The following is a 12385-nucleotide window of genomic DNA, read 5'->3' as shown; positions in this document are numbered from 1 at the left end:
TCAGCCGCCGTAGGAACGCAGAGCGTCGATCGCGCGGACGGTGACGTCCTCCACCGGGCCGGTCGCGTCGATACCCACCAGCTTGCCCTGAGCGCCGAAGAAGTCGACCAGCGGCGCGGTCTTGTCCGCGTACTCCACCAGGCGGTTCGCGATCGTCTCAGCCTTGTCGTCGTCGCGCTGGAACAGCTCGCTGCCACAGCGGTCGCAGATGTCGGTCTTGCTCGTCGGGTCGAACTCGACGTGCCAGATCTTGCCGCAGCCGCGGCAGGTGCGCCGGCCGGAGAGCCGGCGGATGACCTCGTCGTCGTCGACGACGAGTTCCATCACGATGTCCAGCGCCGTGCCCAGGTCGGCGAGCAGCTTGTCCAGCGCCGAGGCCTGCGGAACGGTCCGCGGGAACCCGTCCAGCAGGAAACCGTCGCTGGCATCGGGCTCGGCGAGCCGGTCGCGGACCATGTTGATGGTGACCTCGTCCGGGACCAGCTGTCCGGCGTCCATGTACCGCTTGGCCTCGACGCCGAGCGGCGTCCCCTGCGACACGTTGGCCCGGAAGATGTCCCCGGTCGAGATCTTCGGTACGGCGAGATGGGCGGCGATGAACTCAGCCTGGGTCCCCTTGCCGGCCCCCGGAGGGCCCACCAGTACCAGCCGCACCTACATCGCCTCGCTTCGGAAAGGAGAAGCCACGCCCACCATCGACACCAGAGCCCCGCGGCCCTGCGCCCCCACTACCGGAGGAACCCTTCGTAGTTCCGCTGCATGAGCTGGCTCTCGATCTGCTTCACGGTCTCCAGACCCACACCCACCATGATCAGCACAGCGGTACCACCGAACGGGAAGTTCTGGTACTGCTGCTGATTCAGCCAGATGAAGAAGAAGTTCGGCAGAACCGAGATCAGACCCAGGTAGAGCGCACCCGGAAGAGTGATCCGGCTGAGGATGAAGTCCAGGTAGTCAGCGGTCGGCTTGCCCGGGCGGATACCCGGCACGAACCCACCGTACTTCTTCATGTTCTCCGCGACCTCAGTCGGGTTGAACGTGATCGACACGTAGAAGTACGTGAAGAAGATGATCAAGAGGAAGTAGACACCGATGTAGAGCGGGCTGGTCGGGTCGGCCAGCCAGTTCTGGATCCAGACCTGGTACTTGTTCAGGTTGTTCTGGTCGAAGAACTGCAGGTACAGCTGCGGCAGGTAGAGCAGCGAGGAGGCGAAGATGACCGGGACGACACCCGCCTGGTTCACCTTCAGCGGGATGTAGGTCGAGGTGCCGCCGTACATCCGCCGGCCGATCATGCGCTTCGCGTACTGCACCGGGATGCGCCGCTGCGCCTGCTCGATGAAGACCACCAGCGCGATGATGACCAGAACCAGACCGATGACCAGCAGGAACTTGCTGGTGCCGCTGGTCTCCTTGATGCTCCAGCCCTCACCGGGAAGGCGGGCCGCAATCGAGGTGAAGATCAGGACGGACATGCCGTTGCCGACGCCACGGTCGGTGATCAGCTCGCCGAGCCACATGACCATGCCGGTGCCGGCGGTCATCGTCATCACCAGGACGGTGAGGGTCAGCCACATCGGCAGACCGGTCTCCTCCGGGATGATCTGGTAAGCCGGGTTGTCCTGGTCGCAGACGTTGCCGAACAGCTGGCCCGTGCGCGCGAGCGCGACGAACGCGGAGGCCTGGAGAACCGCGAGGCCCAGCGTCAGGTAGCGGGTGTACTGCGTGATCTTCGCCTGGCCGGACTGGCCCTCCTTGCGGAGCTGCTCCAGACGCGGGATGACCACGGTCAGCAGCTGCAGGATGATCGACGCCGTGATGTACGGCATGATGCCCAGCGCGAAGACCGAGAGTTGGAGCAGAGCCCCGCCGGAGAAGAGGTTCAGCAGGTTCAGAACCTGGTTCCCGGACTGCTCGGTGAGCTTGAGGCACTCACGCACGTTGGCATAGGACACACCGGGGCTGGGCAATGTGGCACCGAGCCGGTAGAGCCCAATAATGGCTACCGTGAAGAGTAGCTTCTTCCGCAGGTCAGGCGTCCGAAGCGCGCTCGAGAAGGCGGACAACAACTGATCCTCCTGCGTGGTCGCCACACTCTGGTTGCGGGTTCCCGGAAAAACTTCGGGCACACATCATTAGCAGCCGTATAGGCCGCCAGCGGAGCACTGTATCAGCTAGGCCGAGAGCACAACCACCGGCACCGTATAGCCGATGTCCCAGTACAACACAACTGTCCCGCTTCGTGGCCGCACCGCTTGCTTACGCCACGAAGGGAAGCCATGCTCCACCGTGCCCGGTCACCCCCGTGCCCGAGACAGCCTCACATTACGGTACGACATCGCTCGATCGAAGAGCTGTAATCGGCCGACCGCCTCCTGTGGCCCGTGCCGCAATTTTCCGTCCCCTGTGTGCCGGGGACGGGGCGGACCGCAATCGTCGCCTCACGCGCCGCACAGACCCCTTCACAGCATGCCCGGAGTCACCGGTTCGCCCCACTGTCCGGGAAACGCACGAGTGTCCGGGAAACGCACACGCCGCTGATCGCCCCAGGGGACATGCGAAGAGGCCGTGACCCCGGTCTCCCGGTGTCACGGCCTCTCGATGCCGCTTACGCCTTACAGCTCGGTGACGGATCCACCAGCTGCGGCGATCTTCTCCTTGGCCGACTCGCTGAACGCGTGGGCCGAGATGGTCAGCGAAACGCCGCCCAGCTCGCCCGAGCCCAGCACCTTGACCGGCTGGCCCTTACGGACGGCGCCGGCCTGAACCAGCTCCGCCGGGCCGACCTCGCCACCGCTGGGGAACAGCTCGGCGAGACGGTCCAGGTTGACGACCTGGAAGATGACCTTGTTGCGGGGCTTGTTCCGCAGACCCTTCATCTTCGGCAGGCGCATGTGGATGGGCATCTGCCCACCCTCGAACGCCGCCGAGACGTTCTTGCGGGCTCCGGTGCCCTTGGTACCGCGACCGGCGGTCTTGCCCTTGGAGCCCTCACCGCGACCCACACGGGTCTTCGCGGTCTTGGCACCGGGCGCCGGGCGCAGGTGGTGGACCTTGATCGCCATTACTCGACCTCCTCGACAGTGACGAGGTGGTTCACCACGAAGATCATGCCCCGGATCTCGGGACGGTCCTCCTTGACCACCACATCGTTGATCCGCTTCAGACCGAGCGAACGCAGCGAGTCCCGCTGGTTCGACTTACGGCCGATCCCGGACCGGATCTGGGTGACCTTCAAGCGGGCCATCAGCGCACCGCCGCTTCCGCGCGCGCCGCCAGCATGGCAGCCGGCGCCACATCCTCGACCGGCAGGCCACGGCGAGCCGCGACCTTCTCCGGCGACTCGAGACCCTTCAGAGCCGCGACCGTGGCGTGCACGATGTTGATCGGGTTCGAGGAACCCAGGCTCTTCGACAGGATGTCGTGGATGCCCGCGCACTCGAGCACGGCACGCACCGGGCCACCGGCGATGACACCGGTACCAGCGGAAGCCGGCTTGAGCAGGACCACACCGGCCGCCGCCTCACCCGTGATCGGGTGCGGGATGGTCGCGCCGATGCGCGGAACCTTGAAGAAGTGCTTCTTGGCCTCTTCGACACCCTTGGCGATAGCCGCGGGCACCTCCTTGGCCTTTCCGTAACCGATACCGACGGTACCGTCACCGTCGCCGACGATCACCAGGGCGGTGAAGCTGAAGCGACGACCACCCTTGACGACCTTGGCGACACGGTTGATCGCGACGACCCGCTCGAGGTGCGGGGTCTTCTCGACGGGCGCGTTGCCGCGGCCGCCCTCGCGGCGGTTGTCCCGGCGGTTGCCACCCTCGGTGTTACCGCCGGACCCGCCGCCTCGGCGCTGCTGACCAGGCATTGGTCAATTCCTCCTAGAACTCGAGTCCGGCTTCGCGGGCGGCGTCCGCAAGCGCGGCGATCCGGCCCGCGTACTTGTTGCCACCGCGGTCGAAGACGACCTTGGAAATGCCCGCGGCCTTGGCCCGCTCGCCCAGGAGGGCGCCGACCTTGCCCGCAAGAGCGCTCTTGTCGCCCTCGGTGCCACGGATCGTGGTGTCGAGGGTCGAGGCCGAAGCCAGCGTGTGGCCCTTGAGGTCGTCGATGATCTGCGCGGTGATGTGCCGCGCGGAACGGGTGACGACCAGGCGGGGACGCTCGGCGGTGCCCCGCACGTTCTTGCGGACCCGGAAGTGCCGACGCGCCTTGCCGACGGCACGCGTGGCGGCAACCCCGCCGCCGTTGCGGCGCTTGAGCAGCGTGGCGGTCACTTCTTACCTGCCTTTCCAGCCTTGCGGCGGATGACCTCGCCCTGGTACTTGACGCCCTTGCCCTTGTAGGGCTCCGGCGGGCGGACCTTACGGATGTTCGCGGCGACCTCACCGACAAGCTGCTTGTCGATGCCGGCCACAGTGAACTGGGTCGGCTTCTCCACCGAGAAGGTGATGCCCGCCGGCGGGACCACGACGACCGGGTGCGAGAAGCCCAGAGCGAACTCCAGGTCCTTGCCCTTGGCCGTGACGCGGTAACCCGTGCCGTTGATCTCGAGCGTCTTCTTGTAGCCCTCGGTGACGCCCAGGATCATGTTGGCGACCAGGGTACGCGAGAGGCCGTGGAGTTCCTTGGCCTTACGCTCATCGTTGGGGCGGTTGACGTGCAGCTCGGCGCCGTCCTGCTCGACCGTGATCGGTTCGGCGACGGTGTGCGAGAGCTCGCCCTTGGGGCCCTTGACCTTGATGGTCTGCCCCGTGATGGTGACGTCGACACCGGCCGGCACCGGGATCGACTTACGTCCGATTCGCGACATGTCTAAGTCTCCAGTTACCAGACGAAGGCGAGGACTTCCCCGCCAACGCTCCGCTTGCGGGCCTGCTTGTCGGTCAGCAGTCCCTGGGACGTCGAAATGATCGCGACACCGAGACCACCGAGCACGCGGGGCAGCTCGTCGGACTTGGCGTAAACCCGCAGGCCAGGCTTCGAGACGCGCTTGATGCCGGCGAGGCTGCGCTCACGGTTCTGGCCGTACTTGAGCTCAACGACCAGACGCTTGCCGACAGCGCCCTCCTCGGGCTCCTCAGCCGCCCACGAGGCGATGTAACCCTCGGCCTTGAGGACCTCGGCGATGTTCGCCTTGATCTTCGAGTAGGGCATCGTCACCTTGTCGTGGTACGCCTGGTTGGCGTTACGCAGACGCGTGAGCATGTCTGCGATCGGGTCCGTCATCGTCATGGGTATTCGTCAACCTTTCTCGCCGGGGTTCCCGGGTTGGCCCCAGGCCTACGGCGAAGCGGTATTACTAAGTCGGTTACCAGGAGGCCTTGGACACGCCGGGGAGCTCACCGCGGTGGGCCATGTCCCGGACGCAAACCCGGCAGAGGCCGAACTTGCGGTAGACCGAGTGCGGACGACCGCACTTCTGGCAGCGGGTGTAAGCACGCACGGCGAACTTCGGCTTCGCGGCCGCCTTGATGATCAGCGCCTTCTTAGCCATGCTCAGTTCTCCTTGAACGGGAAGCCCAGGAGCTTGAGCAGCGCCCGGCCCTCGTCGTCAGTCGTGGCGGTCGTGACCACCGTGATGTCCATGCCCCGAGGACGATCGATCTTGTCCTGGTCGATCTCGTGGAACACCGACTGCTCGGTCAGGCCGAAGGTGTAGTTGCCGTGGCCGTCCAGCTTGCGCCCGTCCAGACCACGGAAGTCACGGATACGCGGCAGGGCGATCGACAGCAGCCGGTCCAGGAACTCCCACATCCGGTCGCCACGAAGGGTGACCTTCGCGCCGATCGGCATGCCCTCACGCAGCTTGAACTGCGCGATCGACTTGGTCGCCCGCCGCACCAGCGGCTTCTGACCGGTGATCGTGGTCAGGTCACGGACCGCACCGTCGATCAGCTTGGCGTCCCGGGCAGCCTCGCCGACACCCATGTTCACGACGACCTTGACCAGGCCGGGGATACGCATGGGGTTGTCGTACTTGAACTGCTCGTTGATGGCCGACGCAACCTCGGAGCGGTACTTCTCCTTGAGGCGCGGCAGCGTCTTGGTCTCGGTAGCCGCAGTCATCAGAGTTCCTTACCGGTCGTACGCGCGATACGGACCTTGTTGCCGCTCTCGTCGATCCGGTAGCCGATCCGCGTCGGCTTGCCCTGGTCGTCCAGCACCTGCACGTTCGAGATGTGGACGGGGGCTTCCTGGGTGACGATGCCACCGGTCTTCGAACCACGCTGGGTGGTGCGGATGCGTTCGTGCTTCTTGATCCGGTTGACGCCCTCGACCAGGACCTTGTCCTGCCGCGGGAAGGCCGCAATGACCTTGCCCTTGGCACCCTTGTCCTTGCCGGCGATGACGACGACCGTGTCGCCCTTCTTGATCTTCACGGTCAGAGCACCTCCGGCGCCAGGCTGATGATCTTCATGAACCGCTTGTCGCGCAGCTCGCGCCCGACCGGGCCGAAGATGCGGGTGCCGCGGGGGTCCCCGCCGTCCTTGATGATGACGGCGGCGTTCTCGTCGAAGCGGATGTACGAGCCGTCCGGACGCCGCTTCTCCTTCGCGGTGCGGACGATGACAGCCTTGACGACGTCACCCTTCTTCACACCAGCGCCGGGGATGGCGTCCTTGACCGTGGCCACGATGACGTCGCCGATGCTCGCGTAACGGCGACCGGAGCCACCGAGCACCCGGATGCACAGGATCTCCCGGGCACCCGTGTTGTCGGCGACGCGCAGTCGCGACTCCTGCTGGATCACGTCTGTCTCCTATGTCTGCCAGTTCTCCGGGTCCTTGCCCGAAGCTTGGCGGAACGCTGTGGGCCGCTGGGCCGGCCGTAACCGGCCCAGCGTACTCACTTGGCCTTTTCGAGGATCTCCACGATCCGCCACCGCTTGGTGGCGGAGAGCGGACGGGTCTCCATCAGGAGAACCCGGTCGCCGATGCCCGCCGCGTTCTGCTCGTCGTGCACCTTCAGCTTGCGGGTACGGCGGATGACCTTGCCGTACAGCGCGTGCTTCACGCGGTCCTCGACCTCGACCACGACGGTCTTGTCCATCTTGTCGCTGACCACGAGACCCTCACGCACTTTGCGCTGGGCGCGCGGCTCAGTAGCGTTCTCGCTCATGCCGTCACCTCATCCGGCGCGACCGAGAGCCCCAGCTCGCGCTCACGCATGATCGTGTAGATCTTCGCGATGTCCTTGCGGACGACCTGCAGTCGACGGTGATTGTCGAGCTGCCCGGTCGCGCGCTGCACACGAAGGTTGAACAGCTCCGCCTTGGCCTCCCGCAGCTTCGCGATCAGCTCCTCTTCGGAGGACTCGCGCAGCTCGGATGCCTTAACGCCCGCTGCCATCAGCTTTCACCCACTTCGCGCGTCACGATGCGGCACTTCATCGGGAGCTTGTGGATCGCGCGGCGCATCGCCTCACGCGCGACCGTCTCGTTCGGGAACGACATCTCGAAGAGAATGCGTCCCGGCTTGACGTTCGCCACCCACCACTCGGGAGAACCCTTACCGGAACCCATGCGGGTCTCGGCAGGCTTCTTGGTAAGGGCCTGGTCCGGGAAGATCGAGATCCAGACCTTGCCGCCACGCTTGATGTGACGGGTCATCGCGATACGCGCCGACTCGATCTGCCGGTTCGTCACGTACGCCGGCTCCAGAGCCTGGATACCGAACTCGCCGAAGACCACTCGGTTGCCGCCCTTGGACGCGCCGCTGCGGTCCGGGTGGTGCGGCTTCCGGAAGCCCTTCGGGGGCTTACGGGGCATCAGCACGGGTCAGCCCTCCTGCTGCGTTTCAGCCGCAGCCGGAGCAGCGGCGGTGTTGTCTGCGGTCGCCGCGGCCTGCTGAGCAGCGCGGCCGGCCTCGGTCCCGCCGGCGGTCGTGCCGGACGAACCGGAACGGCCACGACGCGGGCGCTCGGGACGGTCGCCGCGGTCCCGGCGCGGACGCGCGGGAGCCTCGGTGACGACCTCGCGACCCGGAACGGCGTCGCCCTTGTAGATCCAGACCTTCACGCCGATGCGGCCGAACGTGGTACGGGCCTCGAAGAAGCCGTACTCGATGTTGGCCCGCAGCGTGTGCAGCGGAACGCGACCCTCACGGTAGAACTCCGTGCGGCTCATCTCCGCGCCACCGAGGCGGCCGGAGACCTGAACCCGGATGCCCTTGCAGATCGGGTTCTTCATGGCGGACTGCATGGCCTTACGCATCGCCCGGCGGAAGCTGACCCGGGAGGACAGCTGCTCGGCGACGCCCTGGGCCACCAGCTGCGCATCCGACTCGGGGCTCTTGACCTCGAGGATGTTCAGCTGGACCTGCTTGCCGGTGAGCTTCTCGAGCTCGCCGCGGATCCGGTCGGCCTCCTGGCCCTTACGGCCGATGACGATGCCCGGCCGGGCGGTGTGGATGTCGACACGAACCCGGTCACGGGTCCGCTCGATGTCCACCTTGGAGATGCCGGCGCGCTCGAGGCCCTTGGACATCATGCGGCGGATCTTGACGTCCTCGCCGATGTAGTCCTTGTAGAGCTTGTCCGCGAACCAGCGGCTCCGCCAGTCGGTGGAGATGCCGAGACGGAACCCGGTGGGGTGAACCTTCTGACCCATTACTCGGCACCCTCCGTGCTCTGGGACTCGGCAGCCTGCGGCTCAGCCGGCTTGGACGCCTTCTTAGCCGCGGTCTTCTTCGCCGGGCGGGCCACCTGGACCGCCTCGACCGCAATGGTGATGTGACTGGTGCGCTTGCGGATCCGGTACGCGCGGCCCTGGGCCCGCGGACGGAAACGCTTCAGCGTGGGGCCCTCGTCGACGAACGCCTCACTCACGAGGAGTGCGTCGGGGTCGAGCCGCTCGTTGTTCTCCGCGTTCGCGATGGCGCTGGCGAGCACCTTGTAGACCTGCTCGCTGGCGGCCTGCGGTGCGAACTGCAGAACGGTGAGCGCCTCCTTCGCGGGCAGACCGCGGACGAGGTTGACCACCCGGCGCGCCTTGTTCGGCGAGATGCGCACGTGTCGCGCAATCGCCCGCGCGCCCGGAAGCACCGGAGCGTCGCCCTTAACTGGCATCGCTGTAGCTCCTAAATCCTCTGATCCGTGTATCTGCTTAGCGCCGACGGCTCTTGCGGTCGTCCTTCTCGTGACCCTTGAACGTGCGGGTCAGAGCGAACTCGCCGAGCTTGTGCCCGACCATCGCCTCAGTGACGAACACCGGGACGTGCTTGCGGCCGTCGTGCACGGCGATCGTGTGCCCGAGCATGTCGGGGATGATCGTCGAGCGGCGCGACCACGTCTTGATGACGTTCTTCGAGTTCTTCTCGTTCTGGACTTCCACCTTCTTGAGGAGGTGGTCGTCGATGAACGGGCCCTTCTTCAGGCTGCGAGGCATCTTTTAACTCCCGTTACCCGCGCTTGCGGGTTGCGTAGCGGCGGCGAACGATCAGCTTGTCGCTCTCCTGGCCCTTGCGGCGGGTACGGCCCTCCGGCTTACCAGCCGGGTTGACCGGGTGGCGACCACCGGAGGTCTTACCCTCACCACCGCCGTGCGGGTGGTCGACGGGGTTCATGGCGACACCACGGACGGTCGGGCGCTTGCCCTTCCACCGCATACGGCCGGCCTTACCCCAGTTGATGTTCGACTGCTCGGCGTTGCCGATCTCGCCGACGGTCGCCCGGCAGCGGATGTCGACGCGACGGATCTCACCGGAGGGCATACGCAGCGTGGCGTACGCGCCCTCACGGCCGAGCAGCTGGATGCCGACGCCGGCCGAACGGGCCAGCTTGGCGCCGCCGCCGGGACGAAGCTCCACACCGTGGATCGTCGTACCGACCGGGATGTTGCGCAGGGGCAGGTTGTTGCCCGGCTTGATGTCCGCGCCCACGCCCGACTCGACGCGGTCGCCCTGCTTCAGGTCCTTCGGGGCGAGGATGTAGCGCTTCTCGCCGTCGAGGTAGTGCAGCAGCGCGATGCGGGACGTGCGGTTGGGGTCGTACTCGATGTGAGCGACCTTGGCCGGCACGCCGTCCTTGTCGTTGCGCTTGAAGTCGATGAGCCGGTACTGCCGCTTGTGGCCACCGCCCTGGTGCCGCGTGGTGATGCGGCCGTGGACGTTGCGACCACCCTTTTTGGGCAGCGGAACCAGCAGAGACTTCTCCGGCGTCGACCGGGTGATCTCGGCGAAGTCGGCGACGCTGGAGCCGCGACGGCCCGGCGTGGTCGGCTTGTACTTACGGATTCCCATGATTCACAAACCCCTTAGCTGACCGGGCCGCCGAAGGCCTCGATACGGTCACCGTCAGCCAGCTTGACCATCGCGCGCTTGGTTGCCTTGCGCTGACCCCAACCGGTCTTGGTGCGCTTGCGCTTGCCCTCGCGGTTCGCGGTGTTCACGGTCAGCACGCGGACGTTGAAGATCTGCTGAATAGCGATCTTGATCTGCGTCTTGTTCGCGTCCGGGTGAACCTGGAACGAGTACCAGTTCGCGTCGAGCAGGCTGTAGCTCTTCTCGGAGACCACCGGAGCGACGATGACGTCGCGCGGGTCGGCGATCGTGCTCACTTGTCGCCCTCCTCGGACTTCTCGGAGCCGCCCAGGAACTCGTCGAGCGCGACCTTGGTGAAGACGATCTCGTCGGCGACCAGCACGTCGTACGTGTTCAGCTGGCCGGACTCGATGAGGTGCACCGTCGGCTCGTTGCGCAGCGACACCCAGTTCAGCTCGTCCTGGCTGTCCAGCACGACGAGGACCTTGGTGGTCTGTGCGACCTTGCGCAGCGTCGCGATCGCGGCCTTCGTCGACGGCTTCTCGCCGGTGACGAACGACTCGACCACGTGCAGGCGGCCGTCACGGGCCCGGTCCGAGAGGGCGCCACGCAGAGCGGCGGCCTTCATCTTCTTGGGGGTCCGCTGGCTGTAGTCGCGCGGCACGGGACCGTGCACGACGCCACCGCCGGTGAACTGCGGCGCGCGGATCGAGCCCTGGCGGGCGCGACCGGTGCCCTTCTGCTTGTAAGGCTTCTTGCCGCCGCCGGCGACCTCGCCGCGCGACTTCGCCTTGTGCGTGCCCTGGCGGGCCGCGGCGAGCTGCGCCACGACGACCTGGTGCATCAGCGGGATGTTCGCCTGGACGTCGAAGACGCTGGCGGGAAGCTCGACGGAGCCGGTCTTGGCGCCCTCGGCGTTGATCACGTCAACCGAGCTCACTTGGCACCGCCCTTCTTCTTCGCCGCGGTACGGACCAGGATGAGCCCACCCTTGGGGCCGGGCACCGCGCCGCGGACCAGGATCAGGTTGCGCTCGGTGTCGACCGCCTGGATCGTCAGGTTCTGCACGGTGAAGCGGTTGCCACCCATACGGCCGGCCATCCGGACACCCTTGAAGACGCGACCGGGGGTCGCGCAGGCGCCGATCGAGCCGGGCGAGCGGTGCTTGCGCTCGACACCGTGGCTGGCGCGCAGGCCGTGGAAGCCGTGACGCTTCATGACGCCGGCGTAGCCCTTGCCCTTGGTCTTGCCGGTGACGTCGATCGGCGCACCGACCGGGAACGCGTCCACGGTGACTTCCTGGCCGAGCTCGTACTCGCTCGCGTCGACGGTGCGCAGCTCAACGACGTGCCGACGGGGCGAAACGCCCGCCTTCGCGAAGTGCCCGTTCTTCGGCTTGCTGACCTTGCGGGGGTCAATCGAGCCGTAAGCGAGCTGGACTGCGGCGTAGCCGTCCTTCTCATCGGTGCGGACCTGGGTCACGACGCACGGGCCGGCCTGCACCACGGTTACCGGGACGACCTTGTTGTTGTCCCAGACCTGGGTCATGCCGAGCTTGGCGCCCAGGATCCCCTTAACTTGCCTGTCCATTTGTCTGGATCCCTACAGCTTGATCTCGATGTCGACGCCAGCCGGAAGGTCGAGGCGCATAAGCGAGTCGACCGTCTTCGGAGTCGGGTCGATGATGTCGATCAGTCGCTTGTGCGTGCGCATCTCGAAGTGCTCGCGCGAGTCCTTGTACTTGTGCGGCGAACGGATCACGCAGAAACGGTTGATCTCCGTGGGCAGCGGCACCGGGCCCGCGACCTGCGCCCCCGTACGCGTCACCGTCTCAACGATCTTCCGCGCCGAGGAGTCGACGACCTCGTGGTCATAGGCCTTGAGCCGGATGCGGATCTTCTGTCCCGCCATGGTGGCTTCTGTTTCCTTCTCTCGATGCCGCTACGTGCGAAAGCGGGTGGCCTCCGCAGCCCGCAGGACCGTTGATCCTGCGTTGTCCGACCCCCGCGGTCGGGCGTGTCGCGCCTTGTCACAGAATGCTGGGCACTCTGAGCACCGCTTCAGTCTCCCGAAGCGGATTGATCGCGGGGATCAGGGATGTCGGGCGGCAAAAATGGATCA

General features: G+C 66.2%; 23 protein-coding genes. All 23 read right to left on the bottom strand.

All coding sequences use genetic code 11. The features are described from left to right. A complete protein-coding gene (locus tag QSK32_RS06005) occupies positions 1 to 654 on the bottom strand; it encodes an adenylate kinase (RefSeq protein WP_045745048.1) in 654 nt (217 codons plus the stop codon). Between the two features lie 74 nt (positions 655 to 728). Beyond that, positions 729 to 2069 carry a preprotein translocase subunit SecY gene (gene secY / locus QSK32_RS06000; RefSeq protein ID WP_045745072.1) on the bottom strand — a complete coding sequence of 447 codons (1341 nt, stop codon included), beginning with the start codon at positions 2067 to 2069 and terminating at the stop codon, positions 729 to 731. Between the two features lie 546 nt (positions 2070 to 2615). Further along, positions 2616 to 3065, bottom strand: coding sequence for a 50S ribosomal protein L15 (gene rplO, locus QSK32_RS05995; protein ID WP_045745047.1), 450 nt, complete (start codon positions 3063 to 3065; stop codon positions 2616 to 2618). After that, positions 3065 to 3247, bottom strand: coding sequence for a 50S ribosomal protein L30 (gene rpmD / locus QSK32_RS05990; RefSeq protein WP_045745046.1), 183 nt, complete (start codon positions 3245 to 3247; stop codon positions 3065 to 3067). The genes rplO and rpmD overlap by 1 nt, the downstream gene beginning before the upstream one ends. After that, complete coding sequence (gene rpsE / locus QSK32_RS05985) at positions 3247 to 3870, bottom strand: 30S ribosomal protein S5 (RefSeq protein ID WP_014440738.1); 624 nt, start codon at positions 3868 to 3870, stop codon at positions 3247 to 3249. The genes rpmD and rpsE overlap by 1 nt, the downstream gene beginning before the upstream one ends. Before the next feature lie 13 nt (positions 3871 to 3883). After that, complete coding sequence (rplR, locus tag QSK32_RS05980) at positions 3884 to 4279, bottom strand: 50S ribosomal protein L18 (protein ID WP_045745045.1); 396 nt, start codon at positions 4277 to 4279, stop codon at positions 3884 to 3886. Beyond that, the gene (gene rplF, locus QSK32_RS05975) at positions 4276 to 4815 is read right to left on the bottom strand and encodes a 50S ribosomal protein L6 (RefSeq protein WP_045745044.1); all 540 of its coding nucleotides are present in this window, start codon (positions 4813 to 4815) and stop codon (positions 4276 to 4278) included. Before rplF ends, rplR begins: the two co-directional genes overlap by 4 nt. Positions 4816 to 4829: 14 nt before the next feature. Further along, the gene (gene rpsH / locus QSK32_RS05970) at positions 4830 to 5237 is read right to left on the bottom strand and encodes a 30S ribosomal protein S8 (RefSeq protein WP_045745043.1); all 408 of its coding nucleotides are present in this window, start codon (positions 5235 to 5237) and stop codon (positions 4830 to 4832) included. A 76-nt stretch (positions 5238 to 5313) separates the two neighbouring features. Then, positions 5314 to 5499, bottom strand: coding sequence for a type Z 30S ribosomal protein S14 (locus QSK32_RS05965; protein ID WP_014440734.1), 186 nt, complete (start codon positions 5497 to 5499; stop codon positions 5314 to 5316). A gap of 2 nt (positions 5500 to 5501) precedes the next feature. Next, positions 5502 to 6071, bottom strand: coding sequence for a 50S ribosomal protein L5 (gene rplE, locus QSK32_RS05960; protein WP_045745042.1), 570 nt, complete (start codon positions 6069 to 6071; stop codon positions 5502 to 5504). After that, positions 6071 to 6391 carry a 50S ribosomal protein L24 gene (gene rplX, locus QSK32_RS05955; protein ID WP_157411253.1) on the bottom strand — a complete coding sequence of 107 codons (321 nt, stop codon included), beginning with the start codon at positions 6389 to 6391 and terminating at the stop codon, positions 6071 to 6073. The genes rplE and rplX overlap by 1 nt, the downstream gene beginning before the upstream one ends. Then, positions 6388 to 6756, bottom strand: coding sequence for a 50S ribosomal protein L14 (gene rplN, locus QSK32_RS05950; protein WP_015619002.1), 369 nt, complete (start codon positions 6754 to 6756; stop codon positions 6388 to 6390). The genes rplX and rplN overlap by 4 nt, the downstream gene beginning before the upstream one ends. A gap of 95 nt (positions 6757 to 6851) precedes the next feature. Continuing rightward, entirely contained in the window at positions 6852 to 7124 is a 273-nt protein-coding gene (gene rpsQ, locus QSK32_RS05945) for a 30S ribosomal protein S17 (RefSeq protein ID WP_045745040.1), read from the bottom strand. Next, complete coding sequence (gene rpmC / locus QSK32_RS05940) at positions 7121 to 7354, bottom strand: 50S ribosomal protein L29 (protein ID WP_045745039.1); 234 nt, start codon at positions 7352 to 7354, stop codon at positions 7121 to 7123. Before rpmC ends, rpsQ begins: the two co-directional genes overlap by 4 nt. Beyond that, positions 7354 to 7779 (bottom strand): 50S ribosomal protein L16, encoded by a 426-nt coding sequence (gene rplP / locus QSK32_RS05935; protein WP_014440729.1) that lies wholly within the window; start codon positions 7777 to 7779, stop codon positions 7354 to 7356. The genes rpmC and rplP overlap by 1 nt, the downstream gene beginning before the upstream one ends. 3 nt (positions 7780 to 7782) lie before the next feature. Beyond that, the gene (rpsC, locus tag QSK32_RS05930) at positions 7783 to 8613 is read right to left on the bottom strand and encodes a 30S ribosomal protein S3 (RefSeq protein ID WP_045745038.1); all 831 of its coding nucleotides are present in this window, start codon (positions 8611 to 8613) and stop codon (positions 7783 to 7785) included. Further along, positions 8613 to 9071 carry a 50S ribosomal protein L22 gene (gene rplV / locus QSK32_RS05925; protein ID WP_045745037.1) on the bottom strand — a complete coding sequence of 153 codons (459 nt, stop codon included), beginning with the start codon at positions 9069 to 9071 and terminating at the stop codon, positions 8613 to 8615. The genes rpsC and rplV overlap by 1 nt, the downstream gene beginning before the upstream one ends. A 37-nt stretch (positions 9072 to 9108) precedes the next feature. After that, positions 9109 to 9390 carry a 30S ribosomal protein S19 gene (gene rpsS / locus QSK32_RS05920; RefSeq protein WP_045745036.1) on the bottom strand — a complete coding sequence of 94 codons (282 nt, stop codon included), beginning with the start codon at positions 9388 to 9390 and terminating at the stop codon, positions 9109 to 9111. A 13-nt stretch (positions 9391 to 9403) separates the two neighbouring features. Beyond that, the gene (rplB, locus tag QSK32_RS05915) at positions 9404 to 10243 is read right to left on the bottom strand and encodes a 50S ribosomal protein L2 (RefSeq protein WP_045745035.1); all 840 of its coding nucleotides are present in this window, start codon (positions 10241 to 10243) and stop codon (positions 9404 to 9406) included. A 14-nt stretch (positions 10244 to 10257) separates the two neighbouring features. Next, complete coding sequence (rplW, locus tag QSK32_RS05910; RefSeq protein ID WP_045745034.1) at positions 10258 to 10560, bottom strand: 50S ribosomal protein L23; 303 nt, start codon at positions 10558 to 10560, stop codon at positions 10258 to 10260. Further along, complete coding sequence (gene rplD, locus QSK32_RS05905) at positions 10557 to 11204, bottom strand: 50S ribosomal protein L4 (protein WP_045745033.1); 648 nt, start codon at positions 11202 to 11204, stop codon at positions 10557 to 10559. Before rplD ends, rplW begins: the two co-directional genes overlap by 4 nt. Continuing rightward, positions 11201 to 11854, bottom strand: a complete 654-nt coding sequence (rplC, locus tag QSK32_RS05900; protein ID WP_045745032.1) for a 50S ribosomal protein L3 — start codon at positions 11852 to 11854, stop codon at positions 11201 to 11203. The genes rplD and rplC overlap by 4 nt, the downstream gene beginning before the upstream one ends. A gap of 12 nt (positions 11855 to 11866) precedes the next feature. Further along, positions 11867 to 12175 (bottom strand): 30S ribosomal protein S10, encoded by a 309-nt coding sequence (gene rpsJ, locus QSK32_RS05895; RefSeq protein WP_007073037.1) that lies wholly within the window; start codon positions 12173 to 12175, stop codon positions 11867 to 11869. Positions 12176 to 12385 lie beyond the last annotated feature (210 nt).

The sequence above is a fragment of the Actinoplanes sp. NBRC 101535 genome (genome assembly GCF_030269225.1).
Classification (GTDB): domain Bacteria; phylum Actinomycetota; class Actinomycetes; order Mycobacteriales; family Micromonosporaceae; genus Actinoplanes; species Actinoplanes rectilineatus.
The sequence above is the reverse complement of the archived record's forward strand: the minus strand, read 5'-3'. Positions and strand labels throughout refer to the sequence as shown.

Coding starts and splice junctions, on each gene's coding strand:
- rplO (WP_045745047.1), bottom strand. CDS start 3,065: ATGGCGATCAAGGTCCACCACCTGCGCCCGGCGCCCGGTGCCAAGACC.
- rpmD (WP_045745046.1), bottom strand. CDS start 3,247: ATGGCCCGCTTGAAGGTCACCCAGATCCGGTCCGGGATCGGCCGTAAG.
- rpsE (WP_014440738.1), bottom strand. CDS start 3,870: ATGCCTGGTCAGCAGCGCCGAGGCGGCGGGTCCGGCGGTAACACCGAG.
- rplF (WP_045745044.1), bottom strand. CDS start 4,815: ATGTCGCGAATCGGACGTAAGTCGATCCCGGTGCCGGCCGGTGTCGAC.
- rpsH (WP_045745043.1), bottom strand. CDS start 5,237: ATGACGATGACGGACCCGATCGCAGACATGCTCACGCGTCTGCGTAAC.
- QSK32_RS05965 (WP_014440734.1), bottom strand. CDS start 5,499: ATGGCTAAGAAGGCGCTGATCATCAAGGCGGCCGCGAAGCCGAAGTTC.
- rplE (WP_045745042.1), bottom strand. CDS start 6,071: ATGACTGCGGCTACCGAGACCAAGACGCTGCCGCGCCTCAAGGAGAAG.
- rpsQ (WP_045745040.1), bottom strand. CDS start 7,124: ATGAGCGAGAACGCTACTGAGCCGCGCGCCCAGCGCAAAGTGCGTGAG.
- rpmC (WP_045745039.1), bottom strand. CDS start 7,354: ATGGCAGCGGGCGTTAAGGCATCCGAGCTGCGCGAGTCCTCCGAAGAG.
- rpsC (WP_045745038.1), bottom strand. CDS start 8,613: ATGGGTCAGAAGGTTCACCCCACCGGGTTCCGTCTCGGCATCTCCACC.
- rplV (WP_045745037.1), bottom strand. CDS start 9,071: ATGCCAGTTAAGGGCGACGCTCCGGTGCTTCCGGGCGCGCGGGCGATT.
- rpsS (WP_045745036.1), bottom strand. CDS start 9,390: ATGCCTCGCAGCCTGAAGAAGGGCCCGTTCATCGACGACCACCTCCTC.
- rplB (WP_045745035.1), bottom strand. CDS start 10,243: ATGGGAATCCGTAAGTACAAGCCGACCACGCCGGGCCGTCGCGGCTCC.
- rplC (WP_045745032.1), bottom strand. CDS start 11,854: ATGGACAGGCAAGTTAAGGGGATCCTGGGCGCCAAGCTCGGCATGACC.
- rpsJ (WP_007073037.1), bottom strand. CDS start 12,175: ATGGCGGGACAGAAGATCCGCATCCGGCTCAAGGCCTATGACCACGAG.